The sequence below is a fragment of the Nonomuraea recticatena genome, assembly GCF_039533245.1.
Classification (GTDB): Bacteria; Actinomycetota; Actinomycetes; order Streptosporangiales; family Streptosporangiaceae; genus Nonomuraea; species Nonomuraea roseola.
Genome location: NZ_BAAATE010000019.1, coordinates 126164 through 141519 on the forward strand (window position 1 = coordinate 126164; position 15356 = coordinate 141519).

At 72.2% G+C, this 15356-nt stretch carries 13 protein-coding genes; 6 read left to right on the forward strand and 7 right to left on the reverse strand.

Going from position 1 to position 15356, the window contains the following annotated elements; genetic code table 11:
- Positions 1-28 precede the first annotated feature (28 nt).
- The 3 genes from ABFX50_RS30880 to ABFX50_RS30890 all read left to right on the forward strand — a co-directional run bounded on the left by ABFX50_RS30880 (position 29) and on the right by ABFX50_RS30890 (position 1204).
- Positions 29-382: a DoxX family protein gene (locus ABFX50_RS30880; RefSeq protein WP_346151222.1), complete on the forward strand. Its 354-nt coding sequence runs from the start codon at positions 29-31 to the stop codon at positions 380-382.
- A gap of 137 nt (positions 383-519) precedes the next feature.
- Positions 520-735: a hypothetical protein gene (locus ABFX50_RS30885; RefSeq protein WP_346151223.1), complete on the forward strand. Its 216-nt coding sequence runs from the start codon at positions 520-522 to the stop codon at positions 733-735.
- Positions 736-1015: 280 nt separating this feature from the next.
- Positions 1016-1204: a hypothetical protein gene (locus ABFX50_RS30890; protein WP_346151225.1), complete on the forward strand. Its 189-nt coding sequence runs from the start codon at positions 1016-1018 to the stop codon at positions 1202-1204.
- A gap of 22 nt (positions 1205-1226) precedes the next feature.
- Here the strand turns inward: ABFX50_RS30890 and ABFX50_RS30895 are convergent, their stop codons facing one another.
- From ABFX50_RS30895 to ABFX50_RS30905, 3 genes are all read right to left on the reverse strand, one after another.
- Positions 1227-2060 (reverse strand): cytochrome c oxidase assembly protein, encoded by an 834-nt coding sequence (locus tag ABFX50_RS30895; RefSeq protein WP_346151227.1) that lies wholly within the window; start codon positions 2058-2060, stop codon positions 1227-1229.
- Complete coding sequence (locus ABFX50_RS30900) at positions 2057-2530, reverse strand: DUF2243 domain-containing protein (protein ID WP_346151229.1); 474 nt, start codon at positions 2528-2530, stop codon at positions 2057-2059. The genes ABFX50_RS30895 and ABFX50_RS30900 overlap by 4 nt, the downstream gene beginning before the upstream one ends.
- A 77-nt stretch (positions 2531-2607) precedes the next feature.
- Entirely contained in the window at positions 2608-3873 is a 1266-nt protein-coding gene (locus ABFX50_RS30905) for an MFS transporter (RefSeq protein WP_346151231.1), read from the reverse strand.
- 92 nt (positions 3874-3965) lie between these two features.
- Here ABFX50_RS30905 and ABFX50_RS30910 point away from each other — a divergent pair, with 92 nt between their 5' ends.
- On the forward strand, positions 3966-4520 hold the full coding sequence (locus tag ABFX50_RS30910; protein ID WP_346151232.1) for a CGNR zinc finger domain-containing protein: 555 nt from the start codon (positions 3966-3968) through the stop codon (positions 4518-4520).
- Between the two features lie 291 nt (positions 4521-4811).
- Positions 4812-5075 carry a hypothetical protein gene (locus ABFX50_RS30915; RefSeq protein WP_346151234.1) on the forward strand — a complete coding sequence of 88 codons (264 nt, stop codon included), beginning with the start codon at positions 4812-4814 and terminating at the stop codon, positions 5073-5075.
- Between the two features lie 23 nt (positions 5076-5098).
- Here the strand turns inward: ABFX50_RS30915 and ABFX50_RS30920 are convergent, their stop codons facing one another.
- From ABFX50_RS30920 to ABFX50_RS30930, 3 genes are all read right to left on the reverse strand, one after another.
- Entirely contained in the window at positions 5099-5716 is a 618-nt protein-coding gene (locus ABFX50_RS30920; protein WP_346151236.1) for a hypothetical protein, read from the reverse strand.
- A gap of 116 nt (positions 5717-5832) precedes the next feature.
- The gene (locus ABFX50_RS30925) at positions 5833-7275 is read right to left on the reverse strand and encodes an N-acetylmuramoyl-L-alanine amidase (RefSeq protein WP_346151237.1); all 1443 of its coding nucleotides are present in this window, start codon (positions 7273-7275) and stop codon (positions 5833-5835) included.
- Positions 7276-7310: 35 nt separating this feature from the next.
- Positions 7311-8348, reverse strand: coding sequence for a M23 family metallopeptidase (locus ABFX50_RS30930; RefSeq protein WP_346151239.1), 1038 nt, complete (start codon positions 8346-8348; stop codon positions 7311-7313).
- 191 nt (positions 8349-8539) lie between these two features.
- Between ABFX50_RS30930 and ABFX50_RS30935 the strand changes: the two genes are divergently transcribed.
- A complete protein-coding gene (locus tag ABFX50_RS30935; protein ID WP_346151241.1) occupies positions 8540-11437 on the forward strand; it encodes an AfsR/SARP family transcriptional regulator in 2898 nt (965 codons plus the stop codon).
- Positions 11438-11609: 172 nt separating this feature from the next.
- Here the strand turns inward: ABFX50_RS30935 and ABFX50_RS30940 are convergent, their stop codons facing one another.
- A complete protein-coding gene (locus ABFX50_RS30940; protein WP_346151243.1) occupies positions 11610-15125 on the reverse strand; it encodes an AAA family ATPase in 3516 nt (1171 codons plus the stop codon).
- Positions 15126-15356: the final 231 nt, after the last annotated feature.

Here is a 15356-nt window from a genome sequence, read left to right on the forward strand (position 1 = left end):
AGCGAGCCACCGAACAGAGGTCAAGCGGATGTTCACCGCCTATGTCGTCGTCACCATCGTCACGATCGCGGCCAACGCGTGGGCGGCTTTGGCCGACTTCGCGAAGGTTCAGTTCGTCGTCGACAACTCGGACCAGCTGGGCCTTCCCCGCACGTGGCTTTCGACGCTCGGCTGGCTGAAGGCCGCAGGAGCCGCCGGGCTCCTGCTCGCGCTCCTGGGTGTCCCGTACATCGGAGTCGCCGCCGCGGGCGGGCTCGTCCTCTTCTTCGTCGGCGCCCTCGTCGCTCACGTACGGGCCAGAGTGTTCGGCAAGATGATCATTCCCGGCGCCTTCCTGGCGCTGGCCGCGGCCACGCTCGCCCTTGCGACGAACCTCCCCTGAACCAGGCGCGGACGAGCGGCCTGGCACCGTCAACCACAGCAGACCCAGCAATACGGGTGATATGCGAACTTTGTCGCGATGCTCGCTGATCGACGTCGGTCCCGACCGGTGGAACCAGGGCCGCGTGGTCATCAGCCATGGCCACCTTCCACATCACCGAAACACCGCCGGGCGAGGTGCGCAACACCACCTACCTCAGGGTCCACGACACCGCCACCGGCAAGGAGATCAGGCGGTTCACGCTGAGCGACCGGACGCAGGCGTTCCTGCGGGGCTTCAGCCCCGACGGGGGAAAGGTGGCCGTCGATATCATGATCTCGGACGACTCGACGCGATCCGCCCTCCAGCTGTAGGACTGGCGGAAGGGCGAACTTCTGTGGTCGGCCGAGCAGAACGGGCTCACCGACGTCGCCTTCAGCCCCGACGGCTCCAGACTCGCCGTGCTGGCGGACAGGCCGGTCTTCCTCGACACCGCCACCGGCAGGAAGCTGGGCGGCGGCCTGACCGCCACCGGCAGGGCGACCAGCGTCGTCTACGGCGCTTTCACCAGGGCGGGAGAGTTCGTCACGGCCGACAGCAGGGGCCGCCTCACGGTCTGGGACCACGCGGGCTCGTCCAGGACCGTCATCAGAGGTGTCTCCGGCCTTCACTCCCGACGGCGCCAGGCTGATCACCTTCGACCAGTACGGCGGGCGGCACGAGTACCCCGTCGCCCCCTCGGCCGTCGCCACCGCCCTCTGCGGCCGATCCGGCAGGACGCTCACCGAACAGGAGTGGGCGGCCCACCTGCCGGACGTCCCCGCGGTCGAGGTGTGCGGCTGACCCCACGGGCCGCCGCCGCCCTTCAGCGACTCCCGAAAGGCGGGGTGACAGGCTCTTGGAGGAGTCGAGCCCGGCGGAGGGTGCGGGCGTGGGTCCTGCCTGTGACGGCGTACCACTGGACGGCCAGCACGGCGGCCAGGCCGAGTTCGACCAGATCGCCGCCGTAGTACATCAGCTGGGCGCCGGTGCGCAGATCGGGGACGGCGAAGCCGGTGCCGGGCGGGGGAGTGGCGTACAGGGTCTTGGCCAGGACGGCGTGAGCGGCCCCCGCCGCGAGCAGCGTGGCCGCACGCCACGGCAGGCTCCAGCGCCGGCGCAGCGGGTCGAGCTGACAGACGGAGAAGGCCAACAGGAAGCCGGCCGCCACGACATGGACGTGGACGGCGGCGTGCAGCCATGGCCGCTCCTGGGCGGCGGCGAGCAGCGGCGTGCGGTACAGCAACCACAGCCCGCCCAGATCCAGCACCGCCGCCGTCGGCGGGAAGACCAGCCACGACACCGGAGGTGAATGCGCCACCGCCAGCAGTCCGCGCCGAGGGGCGCCGGGCCGCAGCGCCCGCAGCGCCAGCGTCAGCGGGCGCCCCAGCGCCATCAGCAGCGGAGCGGCCATCCCCGCGACCAGGTGCTGGGCCATGTGAGCGGTGAACGGCTCCCCTGGCGGTTCCAGCGTGGCGGCGGCCACCAGGGACAGGCCGCCGGCGGTGAACGAGGCGGTTCGCCTCCACGACCAGGCGTCGCCCCTGCGGCGCAGCCGTCGCGCCGCCCCCAGGTAGAGGGCGACCGCCAGCGCGCCGATGATCGCCGCCGCCACCTGCCAGGCGTCCAGCCCGGCGGAGGCGTGCTCGTGCGCCGTCACCTCTCGGTGTCCTTCGCGCCCGGCGCGCGCCTGGCCCTGAGGGCCAGCCCGGCGCCGATGAGCAGCAGGACCGCGCCCGCGGCGTTCCATGCCAGGTCGTACGGCAGCAGCTCGACCCCGTACCGGATCTGGTGCACCCGCAGCACCTTGTGGTCGACCAGGCCGTCGAACAGCTGGAAACCGCCCAGCCCCAGCAGCAGCCCGGCCCAGGCGTGGCCTGGTGACAGCGCGCGGCGGCGACGCAGATCGGCCCACATCACGAACCCGGCCACCAGGGCGAGCAGTTCGGCGGTGTGCAGCAGGCCGTCCGACAGCAGTCCGACCGCGGGGGTGGAACGGTCGTAGAAGTGATGCCAGCCCAGGAGCTGGTGGAAGACGATCTCGTCGACCGCCGCCATCACCGCCACCCCGATCAACGCCGCGGCCGCCATCGACCGCCCGGACCGGGGCGAAGAGCGCGGCACACCCATGATCGTGAAGGTCCTTCCCCGGCAGCCCGATCCCGAATCTGGCCTACCCCTCACGGAGGCGATCACTCGCTCCCGCCTCAGGCGAGGGCCCGGTGCTCCTGGTCCGCCTCCATGGCGGCCGACAGGTCCGTACGGCGGGCGAACGGCACGAAGACGGCCAGGATGAGGAGCGCCAGCCCGGTGGCGACGGCGAACACCGTCCGCACGTCGAACAGCTCCGCGCCCACCCCGGCCAACGCGGCGCTGACCGGGATGACGCCCCAGCTGAGCACCCGCGACGCCGAGTAGATGCGCCCCAGCAGCTCCGGCGGTGAGAGGTTCTGCCGGATGGTGGCGACCAGGATCCGCCAGATGCTCGAGCCGGCTCCCGCGACCACCGCGCCCGCTGCCACGGCCCACACCGGGGCGTCGAAGGCCACCGGCGCCACCAGCAGGACGGTGCCGACGGCGTCCGCGATCAGCAGTGTGGTCACGCCGAACCGCCGCCGCAGCCGCTCGACCACCATCGAGGCGAGCAGTCCGCCGACGGCCATCGCGGTCAGCAGCAGGCCGTACTGGGCGGCGGTGAGACCGAGCGGGCCGGGACGCACGGCGTAGACGACGAGCAGCGCGGTCGCGGCCGCCCAGACCACGTTCATCGCGGCGGTGAACAGTGTGATCGCCCGCACCACCGGCTGCCGCCACAGGTGGAGGAATCCCGCGACGACCCCGCCGCTACCCGCGGCCCGTGGGCCACCCTCCTCGGGCAGGGCCCCGACCGGCGGGCGGCGCAGCGTCATCGCCGCGATCCCGGCGACCGCCAGGACGTACAGGCCCGCGCTCACGCCCGTGGCCATGGCCAGGGTGAGGCCCGCCAGCAGCCCCGCGAGCGGCGGCCCCACCAGCTGGTTGGTGACGTTGATGGTCGCCTCGATCCGCGCGTTCGCCCTGCCCCGGCCGGCCGGTTCGACGACGGAGGGGATGGTCGAGGTGAGCGCGGTGTCGACCAGGGTCTCGCCGACGCCGAGCAGCACGGCCGCGGCCAGGAGCAGCGGCAGCGACAGCGTGCCGGTGAGGTGGCCGGCCGTGAGCCCCGCCAGCACGAGCGCCCTGACGAGGTTGACGCCGCTCAACAGGGCTCGGCGGTCGACCCTGTCGACGATCCAGCCGGCGTGCAGCCCGAAGATCGGCCAGGCCAGGGTGAGCGCCGTCGTCACGGCCGCCACGCCGCCGGGTGAGGCGTCGACGGCGAGGGCGAGCAGTGGCAGGACGAACAGGGCCATGCCGTCACCCAGGTTCGCCGCCCCGGTGCCGAACCACAGCCCGTTGAACGATCGGCCCAGTGAGGCGGGTAGTACGCGCATGGATTCTCACCTGTCAAAGCCATTTGATCGGTAATATCGGCCTCAGGCTATCTCACCTGTCAATAGCCGATAGAGGGTGAGAGAATGGCCGCATGACCCCTGTCGAGCTGGTCGGCAACGCGCTCTGTCTTGACTTCGCCAACACCGTCAACAGCAGGCCGGTGGCGCGACGGGACTGGATGGCCACCCCTGAGGAGGCGACGACCTGGGCGGACGCCGCGGGCCGTCCGATCGAGGACCCGCGCGGCCTCGCCGCCGCGCTGCCCGCCGCCCGCGAGCTACGCGAAGCCGTCTTCAGGGTGTTCGAGGCGCTGGCGCACGAGGACGATCCGCCGCGGCAGGACCTCGACGCCATCGCCGTCCTGTACGCCGAGGGCGTCGCCCGCAGCCACCTCGAGGCGCACGGCGCGGGCTACCGGCTGGCATGGCAGGCGCCACGGACGGCGGAGATCCTCCTCTGGGAGGTCGCGGCCTCGGCCGTCGAACTCCTCACCCACGGGCAGCTGGAGCGGCTCGGCGGATGCCCCTCGTGCTGCTGGCTGTTCCTCGACACCAGCAAGAACGGCAGGCGCCGGTGGTGCAGCATGGCCTCCTGCGGCAGCCGCGACAAGGCCCGGCGCTACTACGCCACCCGCTCCACGCCCTGATCGGCAGCCCGTCAGCCCTTGGGACATTCCGCCCTGTACCAGGCTCGCCGCGCTCGGGTCCCGCCCATGGCGCCACTTCGGTGCGTCCCAGGCCACGAGTCCGGAACGGGCTTCCGCGCCCCTCTCCTCGGGTCACGCGGCAGTAGCACGTCGCGGGGTTGCGAGGCGGCGGGCACGCCGCGCCGGGCCCCAAAGAAGGCAAGATCGAACGTATGGATAAGTGATCCCCTCCGCCGGGTATCCCGGCGGATGCGCTCCTCGCCCGGGCGCTCTGCACTCGCCGGAGGATCCATGCAGCACCGCGCCGCGTCCGTGACGACCCTGGCCCTCGCCCTGGCCCTGCTGGCGGCCCCTGCCGCCGCCGGCGCGCCGTCGATCGCCGACCGGAGCCCGCGCGGCGGGCCCGTTCCCCAGCCCTCCGGGACGCCCGCCCCCGAGGCCCCCGAGAAGTACTGTGTCACCGTCCCCACGAACGCCATCGCCCAGGCGTGGACGAGCATGGCGACCGGTGGCGGCTTGAAGGACTTCCCGCTGATGACGATAGCCCCGTGCTAGAACGTCCACTCACCCCGCCGCGGTCAGGGTGTGTCAGGACCATCTGGGCTCTCGCCCTTCTGCACGGTGGGGACCAGCGCCCTCGCGACCGTCTCGCCTCGCGCGGACAGCCGGTACCCGACGTCCAGGCTCTCGGTCAGGCCCAGCTCCTTGAGCCTCCGGACGTCGCGTTTCAGCGCCGCTGTCGGCCTGCCGAGCCGCTCGGCCAGAACGGCGGCAGGGGTCATCGGTCGCTCACGGATGAGCAGGAGCAGATCCGCGGTCCAGGGGGTCCGGCGGCTGGCTTCGTCGATGCGGTCCAGCGCCAGACGGATCTCGGCGATCTCCCCGGCGTCGAGGTCGCTCCGCTCGCGCAGCTCGGTGCGGGGATCGGGACCGCTCAGGTGGAGTCCGATCCTGAAGAGGGTGCCGTCGGGGGCCAGGTCCTTCCACAGGCCGTCCAGTGAGGCGTAGCCCGCGCTCGCGGCCTCCTGCGGTGTCACGTCGCCCGCGGCGTACTCCTCGACCCCGTCGATCTCCACGACGCCGACAGGGGTGCGCAGCCGGCTTCCCCTGCGTACGCCGCAGCGCTTCCAGCGGCGGAAGGCCAGGGTGACGCTCCCGTCCGCGATGCCTTCCAGGATTCTCTGCCTGAACAGCACGGCTCTCCCTCCGGCGATGATCGACCAGAGTATGCCTCACAGCGGACGAGCGCCCGCCCTCCACCAGGGGAGAGCGGGCGCACGCCATGCGGATCAGCGCTGGTAGGGGGCCGGTGCTAGCCGCAGTGCTCGAAGGGGCTGTCGTAGACCGCCGAGCCTGCCTTGCCGCCCCACCTGACGCACTTGTCGGCCGCGCTCGCGCGCACAGGACCGGCGTAGTAGGCGAAGTTGCCCGAGTCGGTGACTCGCGTCCTGCCCTGCACCTCCAGGTAGGCACTGGTGGCGGTGGCCGTGCCGAGCGAGGTCTTCTTGATGGTGGCCACGCAGTTGTAGCCGTTGGCCGAGTTGTACAGCAGGTAGACGGTGCCCGCCGTGCCGAGGGCCGCCGAGTCGATCACCTTGTACCCGCTGCCGCACACCGACTCGGCGGTGTGCGGGTTGCTGCCGCCGCTGCTGCCGGTGACGTACTGCATGTACTTGGTCCAGTCCCAGTTCGGGCCGGGGTCGGTGTGGTCGGCTCCGGGAACCTGGTGGTGCCCGACGATGTGGGTGCGGTCCTTGGGGATGCCGTACCTGTCGGCGATGTTGCGGGTCAGCGCCGCCGAGGCCCGGTACATCGTGTCGGTGAACCAGGAGGCGTTGTTGATGTAGCCCTCGTGCTCGATGCCCACCGAGCGCCTGTTGTACTCGCCCGCGTGGAAGGCCCTGTCCTTCTCCCTCACCATCTGGGTGATGTCGCCGTCGGAGGAGCGGATGACGTAGTGCGAGGAGGTGGGGTTGGGCCTCGGTCCCTGCTGGAACCAGGAGATGGTCCCCGCGTAGGAGCCCTGCGCCACGTGGATGACGATGCGGTCGATCGCGTCGCTGGTGGGACGGCTGGAGACGGCGTAGTTGCTGCTGTGCGCCGGCACCCAGTGGGCCGCGGGGTAGTCCACGGCGGCGGCCGCGGCGCTGGTGTTCAGGTCGCGCGCCCTGGCGTAGGCCCCGCGGTCGGGCTCGACGGCCTGCGGTCGCACGGTGACGCTCTCGCCGTCCGCCGTGTCGGCGTCGACGCCCTCGGCCAGCAGGTCGTAGACGGTGTCGGCGTACAGCCTGGCGACGTCGGGCGAGGCGGCGTTGCCGTACTTGGCGACCACGGGGTACCACTTGGCCGGGTCCTTGCGGGCCGCCGCGTCGAGGCCGAGCTCGTCGGCGTAGGCGCGCAGGACGGCCGCGCCGCCCGTGATGTTGGCCGCGTCGTCGGCCTTCAGCGCCGAGACCGGCTGGTTCGTCAGCTTGGCCGCCCGCTCCAGCGTGTGCGCGGTGGGGTTGCTGACCAGATGCATGACGCCGTAGCCGCCGCTGGCGCTGGGCTCGCCTTCGTGCCCGTCGAGATGGGTCTCGGCGAAGGCGAGCGTGACCAGCAGGTCGCGCGGCACCTCATAGGTGGCGGCCGCGCGGGCGAACGCGTCGGTCATGGGATCAGCGGAGAGCGCGTTGGCCGGCTGTCCCATCAGGAGGGAGAGGGGGATGAGCGAGCCGGCCAGCAGGGCAGCCGAACGGCGGAGTCGAGCCTTCACAGGTTCTCCTCGAAGGGTTGGGGGGTTCTCACGCGTCAGCCGCAGTGCTCGAAGGGGCTGTTGTAGACGTCCGAGCCTGCCTTGCCGCCCCACTTGACGCACTTGCCCGGCGCGCTGGCCTGCACGGGGCCGGCGAAGTAGGCGAAGTTGCCGCTGTCGGTGACGCGGCTCTTGCCCTGCACCTCCAGATAGGCGCTGGTGGCGGTGGCCTTGCTGAGCGAGGTCTTCTTGATCGTGGCGACGCAGTTCTTGCCGCTGCCCGCGCTGTACAGCAGGTAGACGGTGCCCGCCGTGCCCAGCGCCGCGGAGTCGACCACCTTGTAGCCGCTGCCGCAGACCGACTGCGCGGTGTGCGGGTTGGTGGCGCCGCCGCCTCCGCCGCCGCACTTGTTCTTGGACGTGAGGGTCTGGATCGGGTAGCCGAACGTGGCTCCGTTGAAGACGGCCTTGCGGATGTTGCCCGGGTAACCCTCGCCCTGACGGACCTCGTAGTGCAGGTGGGAGGAGATGTTGTTGCCCGGCTTGCTGGTCCTGCCGACCGTGCCGATCTGCTGGCCCTGGGTGACGCGGGCGCCCGCGCTGACACTACGGACGGTCAGGTGCGCGTAGAAGGTCGTCCAACCGCCGCCGTGGTCGATCTTGACGAGGTTGCCGAAGCCGTTGGCCGAGCCCTGGTGGGAGGAGATGACCACCGTGCCGGCGGCGGCGGCCACGACGGGGTCTCCGCGGTCGGCCTCGGCCGTGCTGCCCCGGTTGAAGTCGATCTCATAGGCCCTGTGGGCGCTGCTCCCGCTGCTGTTGCCGACCCAGGTCTGGCCGCAGGGGAAGGGGAGCTGGAAGTTGGTGCTCGCCATGACCGTGGCCGATCGCTCGGCCACGGTGGCCTCGTTCGGCGGGTCGTTGTCCTCGCCGGCCGAGGGGGCCGGCGTGGCCGTGGAACTCGGCTGCGTGGCCGTGGGACTCGGCGTGGGGCTGGCCGGTGGGTTCGAGGCGGCCGCGGCCGTCGCTCCGGTGAACCCGAGCAGGCCGGGTAGCAGGACCAATCCTGCTGTGAGCACCCCGTTGAGTCTCATGCGGATCCTTTCTGCGGCGCGAGAGGCGAAGACCCGGCTCGCGCCATGTGCTGTCCGTGGAGCTGTCGAAAGGCTCGTGTTGCGGCTCAAGAGTGCGAGGAATCCATACAAAGAACATCCGAAATCGGTATAAAGAGCTTCCAGTACGCACTGCAACCAGTTGCAAGCCTCCATTGAGGAGTACCTGCGTCATGGTGGTTGATCAGCCTGTCTTCAGCGTTCTCGGTTCGTTGCTGGTCCGGATGCCGGAGGGGAGACTTCCCGTCGCGGGCACCAAGCCGCGGGTCCTGCTGGCCTCGCTGCTGCTCGACGCGAACCGGGTGGTCAGCTCGGATGTGCTCGTGGAGGTGCTGTGGCCGCAGCGCCGCCCGCAGTCCGCGCTGGCCAACCTCCGTACCTACGTCAGCTCCTTACGGGGCACCCTCGCCGCGGTCGGCGCGCAGATCCTGGCCAGGCCGTCCGGCTACGCGATCGAGCTGGAGTCAGAGCAGCTCGACGCGCTGCTGTTCGAGGACCTGATCGCCAGGGCGAGGGCGGCGGACGACGACGAGGAGGCGTCCGAGCACCTGCGCGGGGCCCTCGCGCTCTGGCGGGGCACACCGTTGGGCGATCTGCCAGCCAGCCCGTTGTGGGACGAAAGGCTCCTCTCGCTCACGGAGGCGCGGTTCGCCGCCACCGAGGAGCTGGCCGCCATGAGAATGGCGAGAGGCGAGTACGCGGCCGCGATCGGCGACCTGAAGGAGCTGGTCACGGTCCACCCCTTCAGAGAGGATCTCTGGCGGCAGCTGATGCTCGCCCTGCACGGCAGCGGACGGCAGGCCGAGGCGCTGCAGGCCTACAAGACCGTCAGGCGGCAGCTGGTCGACGAACTCGGCGTCGAGCCTGGGCCCGACCTGCGCATGGTGCACGCCGCCGTCCTCGCGGGAGAGTCGCCGCCCGCCGTGCCCGCCGCGAACGCGCCCCAGCACGCACCGCCGCGCTCGGCACGAAGCGTCGTCGCGCCCCAGCAGCTCCCGCCGGACATCCCTGACTTCACCGGACGAGCCGACGCCGTCGCCACGACGACGCGGGCCCTGGCGAAGGCGGGACGGCGGCCGGAGGGGCCGCCGACGATCGCCGTGGTCGTGGGGCCGCCCGGCGTGGGCAAGTCGGCGCTCGCCGTGCACTGCGCGCGCGCCGTACGGGCCGACTATCCGGCGGGGCAGCTCTACCTCAGCCTCGGCGGTACGGCGGATGCCCCCGCCGACCCCGCCGAGCTCCTGGCGGAGGCGTTACGCGCGCTGGGGACGGACGAGAAGGACCTGCCGCCCACGACGCACGAACGCTCCGCCCTGTACCGCTCCTTGCTGGCGGAACGCCCCATGCTCGTCTTCCTCGACGACGCCGCCGACGCCGCCCAGGTGCGGACGCTGCTGCCGGGCAACGGCTGCGCGGTGCTCGTGACGAGCAGGCGGCGGATCATCGAGCTGCCCGGCGCGCTCCAGCTGGACCTGGACGTCCTGTCACCCGCGGAGGCCGAGGAGCTCCTGGAGAAGATCGTGGGCGTCGAACGGCTGCGGGAGGAGAGGGAGGCCGCCGCGATGATCGTGCGCTCCTGCGGCTGTCTGCCGCTCGCCGTCAGGATCGCGGGGGCCAGGCTCGCGGGACGGCCGGGCTGGCCGCTGAGCGCGCTGCGGCAGCGGCTGGAGGACGAGGCGAACAGGCTCGACGAGCTGAGAGCCGGCGACCTGGAGGTACGCGACTCCTTCGACCGCACCTACCGGCAGCTGCCCGACGACGTGGCCACGGCCTACCGGACGCTGGGCCTGCTGGGCCCGCTCTCCATGCCCGGCTGGGTGGTCGACGCGGTCCTGGACCGTCACAGGACCGAGACCGTGGTGGACGCCCTCGTGGACGTGAACCTCGTGCGGCTGGCAGGAACGGACGCCATCGGCCAGCTCCGCTACCGGCTGCACGACCTGGCCCGCTGCAACGCCAGGGAGAAGGCCGGAGGCGACGTCGAGCGTCACGCGCTGACCCGGGTGCTCGGGGCGTGGATGAGCGCCACGGAGCAGGCCTCGGCGCGGCTGCCGACCACGCTCTTCAGCCTCACCTCCCCGACGGCGCCCCGGTGGAACCCCGAGGGAGACACCTTCGGACTCCTGACCGCCGACCCTCTCTCGTGGCTCGACGCCGAGCGGGAGTCGCTGGTCGGTGCCGTACGGCTGGCCGCCGACGCCGGGCTGACGCAGGCCTCATGGGGCCTGGCCGCGGCGCTCGTCCCCTACTTCGACCTTCACTGCCGGTACGAGGAGTGGCGGCACACCCATCAGATCGCCCTGGAGTCCGCGCGCACGGCAGGCGACCTCAACGGTGAGGCCTCCATGCTCCGGGGGCTGGCCCAGGTCTGCCTGTACCAGGACCGGTACGCCGAGGCGGAGGAGATGCTCAGGAGATCGCGCGCGATCTTCCACGAGCTGGGTGACAGACGCGGCGAGGCCATCTCGATCTGCGGGCTGGGAGCGGCCAGCCAGTTCTCCGGCGACCGGCTCAAGGCGCTCGGCTACTTCAGGCAGGCGCTGTCGATGTTCCTCGCCATGGACGACACGAGCGGCGAGGCCTACGCCCGGCAGGCGATCGGACGGGTGTACCTGACCCTCCAGGACCTCGGCCAGGCCTCGAGGTGGCTGGGGCAGGCGCTGCGGCTGGCCGAGGAGCTCGGCGACGCCCATCGTGAAGGTTGCGTGTCCATGCAGCTGGGGCGCCTGTACGGCCTGGCCGCCGAGTCCGACAGGGCGATGCGCGTGCACGAGCACGCGCTCGGCATCTTCGAGACACTGGGCGACAGGCACTGCGGGGCCTACGCCATGCACAACCTCGGCGGCCTCCAGGCGGTCAACGGGGACCGGTCACACGGCTCCGACCAGCTGGAGCGGTCATTGGCGATCTTCCAGCAGCTCGGTGACAGGAGTGGAGAGGCCGCCACGTTCCAGACGCTCGGCGAGCTGTACCGCTCGGCGGGCCGCACGACTCTCGCCCAGGAGTACCTGCAGCACGCCCATACGCTGCGGCGCGACCTGAGGGAAGGCGCGGGCGCCTGCGCCCGCTGAGCCGGGGGTCACGGCCCGGTGTCCCGCCGGCACCGCACCCCGCCGCCAGCGCGCCGGCGACCGACAGGACGGCGACCCATGCTCGCGTCATCGCAACTCCTCTCTGCCTGACGACGTGAGCGACCCGGCCGAGGTTCACAGGGAACCGTCGCCCCGCGGTTCGGGGTGGCGGTCACAGGTACTGGCCGGTCCCGCCCTCCTCGGGGATGTGCGAGGGGCTCGCCACGATGTCCGAGGGCAGCAGCGCCCTGATCTCCTCGCTCGTCGGGTTCGGCAGGGCCAGGACGCGCTCGGCCTGGAGCGCCGTCGCGCGGTCGAGCAGGTTGCGCACGACGCGGCCGTTGCCGAAGGACTCCCCTCGGGGAATCGCCCGCAGCGCGCGGCGGACCTCCTCGCGCGCGTCGCCGGACAGGGCGAGACCCGCGGCCGAGGCCATGGACTCGAAGATCGCGACGAGCTCGTCCTCGGAGTAGTCGGGGAATCGCACCGTGGTGGGGAAACGCGACGCCAGCCCGGGGTTGGCCGCGAGGAAGTCCTTCATCCTGTTGTCGTACCCGGCGGCGATCACGACCAGGTCGTCTCGGTGCTCCTCCATCAGGCGCAGCAGTTCGGCGATCGCCTCAGGGCCGTAGGAGTTGTGCGAGCCGCCTGGCGTGAGCGCGTACGCCTCGTCGATGAACAGCACGCCGCCCAGCGCCCTTTCGACCGCCGCGCGCACCTTGGGCGCGGTCTGGCCGAGGTACTCGGCGATCAGGTCGGCGTGGGAGACCTCGACCAGATGGCCGGAGGACAGCAGGCCGAGCCGCGCGTACGCCGAGGCGAGGAGCCTGGCGACGGTCGTCTTGGCCGTGCCGGGGTTGCCCGTGAACACCAGGTGCCTGGTGGGGGAGGTGATCGGCAGGCCCGCCGACCTGCGCAGGCGGTCGGCCTCGACCTCGGCGGCCAGCAGCCGCACCTCGCGCTTGACCGGCTCGAGCCCGATCAGCGCGTCGATCGCGGCGAGCGGGTCGTCGGAGGGGCCGGTGCTCACGCGGGCGGCGGCGGTGCCGGGGACGTCCTCGGGGAGGATCTCGTGCAGCGACTCGTCCCCGTCGATCACCCCGTCGGCCAGCACCCGGCGTGACTGCATGGCCACCGACCGCTCCAGCAGGCGCAGCGCGAGGCGGGCGCCCGCCGCCTCCGGCCGCGCCGATCGGACGATGCTCCCCACCTTGGCCAGAACCCCCTCACGAAGGGTGAACCCGGCCTCGGCCGCCTTGATCTCGTAGAGGGCGACCACCTGGTCGCCGGTGAGGTCGGGGAAGCGCACCACCTTCGGGAAGTACTCCGCCAGCTCCGGCGAGGACTTCAGCAGACCGTTGATCGCCCCGTCCGGTCCGCACAGGACGACCACCAGGTCCTCGCGGTGCGCCCGGACCGCGGCGAGCAGGGCGTCGACGACGTCGCGGCTGCGGGCCCTGTCGACGTCGATGCCGGGACGGGCGAGGTTGCCCGCGTCCTCGACGCACAGCACGCCGCCGAGGGCGCGGTCGACGGCACGCCGTACGTTCACCGTGGCGTCCCCGATGTGCTGCCCCACCAGGTCGGCGCGGTCGACGGTGACCAGGTGACCGGAGGAGAGCAGCCCGAGCTCGGCGAACATCCGGCCGACAAGGCCCGCCACCATGGTCTTGCCGGTGCCGGGACGGCCGGTGAAGACCAGGTGCGGCGCCCGCACGGGCGAGGGCATCCCCGCCTCACGCCGCAGCCTCGCCGCCCGCGCCTCGGCGATGACGAGGGCGAGCTCCGCCTTGACCGGCTCGAGGCCCAGGCAGGCGTCCAGCCCGGTGCCCTGCGGGAAGGGGGTGGCGGGCAGGTCGGCGCCGCTCACCCTGACCGAGCCCCGGCCGCGCGCCGAGGCGACGGCCTGCTCCGCGAGGTGTTCCATGAGGCGGGCGCCGCGCAGGTTGAGATGGCCCACCAGGCGGGCGGCGGCCTCCGCCGCGTCGTCGAAGGCCACCGCGTCCCGACGGGCGACGGCCCGCCTGAACAGCTCCGCCCGCTCGTTCTCGGTGAACTCGCGGGTGCGCGCGACGCGGAACTCGTGGAGCAGCGCCGGGTTGGCCCGCGCGAGCTCGAGGTCGCCGCCCACCGCGCAGGTCGCGACCACGTGCAGGTGTCGTTGCTGCCGCAGCACCCGCCGCAGCTCCTCGAGGGCCACGGCCCCGCAGCGGCCGTACTCGCCGATCCGGTCCAGCCCCTGCAACACCAGCAGGTCGCCGTCCGCCAGGCCCCTCGTCCTCGACAGCAGGTGCAGCGCCGCCTCGCTGGCGTTCATGCTGGCGAACACCTGGTCGGAGATGTAGACCACCTCGGGAGGGCCGTCGGCCCCCGCCAGGGCGCGCCGTAGGATGTCGACCGCCGTCATGCGTCCCGTGCTGTCAGGCCCCGCCAGCAGCAGCCGCGCCGGTCTCCTGTCGCCGCGCCACCTGGCCTCGACCACGGCACGGAGCGCCTCGGCCAGCTCCGGCTGACCGACCAGCTCGGCGGCGGGGTCGGTGTGCGGGCGCTGATCGGCGACGTACCTCGCCAGCAGTGGGTTGACGGCCCTGCGCGGCGCGCACAGCACGCGCAGATCCCGCTGGAACGCGGTGACCGGCAGCGAGCTTTCCGGGTTCACCGCCGGCCCCGGCAACCCCTGGACGGCGCCGGAGACCCTGATCGCCATGTCGAGCCAGGCGCGGCAGGCCTCGGCCTCGCCCGCCAGCACCCCGCGCGCCAGCCACGACCGCACCAGCGAGTGCCAGGTGTCGGCGTCGAATCCCTCGCGCAGCCGGGAGAAGCCCGCCTGCACCTGGGTGTACCTCGACAGGCCCAGGCTCATCGCCAGCTCGGCGGGGACCTCGCTGACCTCGGCCTGCGCGAGCAGGCAGGCCAGCGTCACCTCGTGTTCGAACGTGAGGGCGGTGCCAGGCAACGGTCCCGCACTCGTCGCGCCGGGCACGTGTTCGATGAGGCGGGTGTGCGCGGCAAGGAAGCCCGAGCAGGCCCAGTCCAGGTAGCCGGCGGGTCCCAGGAGCTCCGGCAGGACGGCGAGCAGCTCGGGCCCGGCCCGCTCGGCCCACAGCCCGGGCAGCGCCTCCAGGGGCGCGACCCGATCCTCCTTGGCCAGGGCGGGATCCGCGGCGCGCAGGTCGTGCAGCGCGATCAGCGCCCTGCGCCGGGGCTCGAGCGGCTCGATGCCCGCGAAGACGTCCAGACACCGGCGCGCCAGCCCCAACGCGAGCTCGCGCAGCTCCGGGTCGTCGCCGGTGCCGTCCATCAGCCAGTAGGCGGGCGGAAGAAAGGGTGTGTCGCCCGACGACCACGTCCAGCTGCGGTTCGGCTGCCGCGGCTCGGCCACGAAGTCGCTCATCGTCTCGTAGGCGAGGTCACAGGCCGAGCCCCCGCACAGCGCGACCGAGCCGACGAGGAACTGCAGCAGGTGCCACAGCTCCGCGCCGATCACGGTGGTGTCCTCGGCGAAGAAGCCGGGAAGCTCCACCGCGAGCGCCTCGGCCGCGGGATCGCCGTTCAGCGCGACGGCGCGCGCCCGCACCTGCTCGTACAGGCCGTCCGGGACTCGCCAGGGGCCGTAGGAGTACAGGTCCAGGACGGGGTCGTCGGAGAGCAGCAGCTGGAGGCTGCCGGGCAGACTTGGGCGATCCATGGCGGGGATCTTACGTCAGCTCGCCGACGCCGCTCGCAGGCGATCGGACCCTCGCCCCGGAGACCGATCGCGTCGGCCGACAGGTCCACCTGTGCGGGCGGCCTGGCCTCGCGAGCCGGTCCAGCGCCGTGACAGCCTCGGCGAACAGCGCGTGGTCGGTCGACCGCGCTCCCCCTGACGACCGGCAGGCGAGCCGACGTCAGGAAGAATCGGGCCTCCTTCCTCATGGGC

Bases quoted from the DNA above. Each gene is read 5' to 3' on its own strand.
- ABFX50_RS30880 (WP_346151222.1), top strand. From the start codon at position 29: ATGTTCACCGCCTATGTCGTCGTCACCATCGTCACGATCGCGGCCAAC.
- ABFX50_RS30885 (WP_346151223.1), top strand. From the start codon at position 520: ATGGCCACCTTCCACATCACCGAAACACCGCCGGGCGAGGTGCGCAAC.
- ABFX50_RS30900 (WP_346151229.1), bottom strand. From the start codon at position 2,530: ATGGGTGTGCCGCGCTCTTCGCCCCGGTCCGGGCGGTCGATGGCGGCC.
- ABFX50_RS30905 (WP_346151231.1), bottom strand. From the start codon at position 3,873: ATGCGCGTACTACCCGCCTCACTGGGCCGATCGTTCAACGGGCTGTGG.
- ABFX50_RS30910 (WP_346151232.1), top strand. From the start codon at position 3,966: ATGACCCCTGTCGAGCTGGTCGGCAACGCGCTCTGTCTTGACTTCGCC.
- ABFX50_RS30915 (WP_346151234.1), top strand. From the start codon at position 4,812: ATGCAGCACCGCGCCGCGTCCGTGACGACCCTGGCCCTCGCCCTGGCC.
- ABFX50_RS30930 (WP_346151239.1), bottom strand. From the start codon at position 8,348: ATGAGACTCAACGGGGTGCTCACAGCAGGATTGGTCCTGCTACCCGGC.
- ABFX50_RS30935 (WP_346151241.1), top strand. From the start codon at position 8,540: ATGGTGGTTGATCAGCCTGTCTTCAGCGTTCTCGGTTCGTTGCTGGTC.
- ABFX50_RS30940 (WP_346151243.1), bottom strand. From the start codon at position 15,125: ATGGATCGCCCAAGTCTGCCCGGCAGCCTCCAGCTGCTGCTCTCCGAC.